General features: G+C 36.2%; 4 protein-coding genes and 1 pseudogene. All 5 read left to right on the plus strand.

The genetic code is table 11. From position 1 onward, the window contains the following. The coding region (locus tag J6569_RS10990) for an RHS repeat-associated core domain-containing protein (RefSeq protein WP_296318488.1) at positions 1-1,119 on the plus strand (1,119 nt) is incomplete at its 5' end. Between the two features lie 8 nt (positions 1,120-1,127). Next, entirely contained in the window at positions 1,128-1,487 is a 360-nt protein-coding gene (gene cdiI / locus J6569_RS10995) for a ribonuclease toxin immunity protein CdiI (RefSeq protein WP_296318490.1), read from the plus strand. Positions 1,488-1,577: 90 nt separating this feature from the next. After that, positions 1,578-1,694 (plus strand): annotated as a pseudogene (locus J6569_RS11000) (RHS repeat-associated core domain-containing protein); the annotation flags it as partial. A gap of 57 nt (positions 1,695-1,751) precedes the next feature. After that, positions 1,752-2,291 (plus strand): CdiA family toxin C-terminal domain-containing protein, encoded by a 540-nt coding sequence (locus tag J6569_RS11005; protein WP_296318492.1) that lies wholly within the window; start codon positions 1,752-1,754, stop codon positions 2,289-2,291. Next, entirely contained in the window at positions 2,288-2,668 is a 381-nt protein-coding gene (locus J6569_RS11010; RefSeq protein WP_296301468.1) for a hypothetical protein, read from the plus strand. Before J6569_RS11005 ends, J6569_RS11010 begins: the two co-directional genes overlap by 4 nt. The last annotated feature ends 148 nt before the right edge of the window (positions 2,669-2,816 follow it).

Genomic DNA, 2,816 nt, shown 5'->3' on the forward strand with positions numbered 1-2,816 from the left:
ATTGCTGAAAAGCGCGGAAAAGACCACAGTCTAGTCACCCACTATGAGTACGACTGCCGGCACCGGTTAATCAAAGTGATTAAGCCGACGGGGCTCATTATCACCTATACTTATGATGCCTTTAATCGGCGTACTAGCAAAACCGTGGATGGTAAAACCACCGAATTTATCTGGCAAGGTAGCCGGCTTATTGCCGAAACCGATAATGATAAACACTGGCAAACCTACCTTTACGAGCCGGACTCCTACCGCCCATTAGCCCTTGTCCACGGCAATGCACAGCAAGATAATATCAAACTCTACTGGTACCAAAACGACCACCTCGGCACCCCCATTGCCCTAACCAGCAACATGGGTGACACCCTCTATGAATGCCAGTATAATGCCTATGGGCAGATAATAAACGAAACCTACCATCAAGACGATTTTCACGCCCTGCCGGATAACCCGTTAAGATTCCAAGGGCAATATTATGATGAGGAGACGGGATTACATTACAATCTAAACCGCTATTACGACCCATTTACAGGCAGGTATATCACTCAAGATCCGCTTGGTATACTAGGCGGACTAAATAGTTATCAATATGCCGGTAGCGATCCGATAAATTGGGTTGATCCGTTAGGGTTGGTTAAGGTTGAAAATAGTGGGTTTGAGGGGATTGCTGGAAACGTTGAAATTCCTAATGGTATTAGTTTTAGTATTGAACAACCCAAACACTTAGCCAACGTTGACGGATTTAGCCAGAAATATGGAATTTCAGGTGGTCATAATGCAGATGCATTTTATTCAGCAGCAAAAAATTATGGTGTGAAGATCATCAATGAAAACCCTACAGGGGTTAATGGTATAACCAATGTTCAATACCAAGTCCCAGCCTTGGATCGTGCAGGTAATATGATTGGATATAAGGCAGAAATAAAAACTAAAACAATTTATGATCCTAAAATATTTACAGATCAGAAAATATTAGATTTAGGGCAACAAGCAGCTGTGAAAGGTTATAAAGAGGCAATGTCTAGCTCTAGAGGTATTGCCGATGCAACAGTAAATGGAGTTACATTCCGAATCTATGTTGATAAAACAACGGGAACTGTTCGTAATTTTCATCCTAAATGAGGTAATTAATGAATAATAAGCTATTTGATAATTATGATTTAAACGTACACGAGATTATCACTACATATTTTAATATTATGTATAGTGATGGACAATTTTTAGAAACAATCTATTACCTAATTAATAAAATTGGATTTAGTACTGATGGTGCTTATTGTTATTTCCCTGATATGAATAGTTATGATGAAAATGATCATTTTAAAGGTATTGGATTCGACATAGGTTACCCGCCGACAGAGGATGATAAGATAATCGTCAGTGAAGAAACTTTCTATTACTATGTCAGATTAGCCTGTGAAAAGTACTTAAAAATTCATCCAGAAGATACAAACAAAATTAATAAATTACTTGCTAAAATATCAGGATAAATAAATCATCCTACCATCAAACTCGCCTTGTTCGGTTCCAACGATAGCAAAGCGGCCTGCATAATATTCCTTGCCAGATAATCTATTAAGATTTCAAGAGGGCAATATTATGATGAGAAGACGGGATTACATTACAACCTAAATCGCTATTACGACCCATTTACAGGCAGATATATCACCCAAGATCCGCTTGGTATACTGGGTGGACTAAATAGTTACCAATATGCTGGTAGCGATCCGATAAATTGGGTTGATCCGTTAGGGTTGATTAAGGTTGAAAATAGTGGGTTTGAGGGGATCGTTGGAAAAGAGGCTGATGCACAATTAGTGCCAGATACTTTTGTTTCAGATGTTACTACACATAATAAACAAATAGGTATATTAAATAAAAAGAAGGATGGTATTTCAGGTGCTCATAACCAAGATGCTTTTTTAGAATCCGTTGAGATGACGGGAGCTAAAATTGTTGGTCCTAAATATACTGATAGACGTTTTCCTGGTTTAATTGAATATCAATATCAACTTCCAGCTAGAGCAGCAAATGGACCAAATGCAGGTCAAATTGTTGGTTATAAGATTAAAGTGACAAAAACAACTTATAATCCTGCTATTTTATCGGATGCAAAGATTGCAAGCATGTCTCAAAGGGCAGCTAAACAAGCAGAAAGATATTTTATGTTTAATCCGGAAAGTTTTGTACACGATGTTAAAATTGATGGTTATTGGTTTAGAGTTACTCGTGATGCTAAATCAGGAAAAATCAGTAATTCATTCATTACAATGCCTAAGAGGAATGTTAAATGATTAACAAATTTCAATGGTTAGAAAAAACAAAAAAAATTTTAGTTGATAATGGAGGTGCTGAGCTATATTGCTTATTGGAAGTTATGTACAAAGAGCAAAAAATGAATTTTTTACAATTTATTTATGATGCATCACGAGGAATTGGAGCTGTTATTTCGGAAGGAGTAGAGTATATTTTAGATCAAGATTTAGATAATCCTGAAGAATTCGATGGTGTAACTTTTGTTTTTGGTGATTGTGAGGGTTTTCCAATGCCTGTTCAGAAGTTTATATCTATGATGCAAATAGTGTCAGATGCATATATTGAAGCGCATCCTAAAGACAAAGATTCAATCGAATTTTATATGAATAAATTAAGAGAACGTTATTCAGAGTAAATAGTGAAATCCCCATATTACAAGTGGGGGAGCATATTTTATTTATTAAATTAACAAGAGGAATTTAGCAATTAACTGTAATAGTCTTTACTTAATCTGACGTTTGAGTTATTTTATAACACAAAAAGGAGAGTCAGAAATGAATCAA

This window comes from Gilliamella sp., from assembly GCF_024104075.1.
Taxonomy (GTDB): domain Bacteria; phylum Pseudomonadota; class Gammaproteobacteria; order Enterobacterales; family Orbaceae; genus Gilliamella; species Gilliamella bombi.

Excerpts from the sequence above, each read along its gene's own strand:
- cdiI (WP_296318490.1), top strand. The coding sequence starts at position 1,128 with ATGAATAATAAGCTATTTGATAATTATGATTTAAACGTACACGAGATT.
- J6569_RS11010 (WP_296301468.1), top strand. The coding sequence starts at position 2,288 with ATGATTAACAAATTTCAATGGTTAGAAAAAACAAAAAAAATTTTAGTT.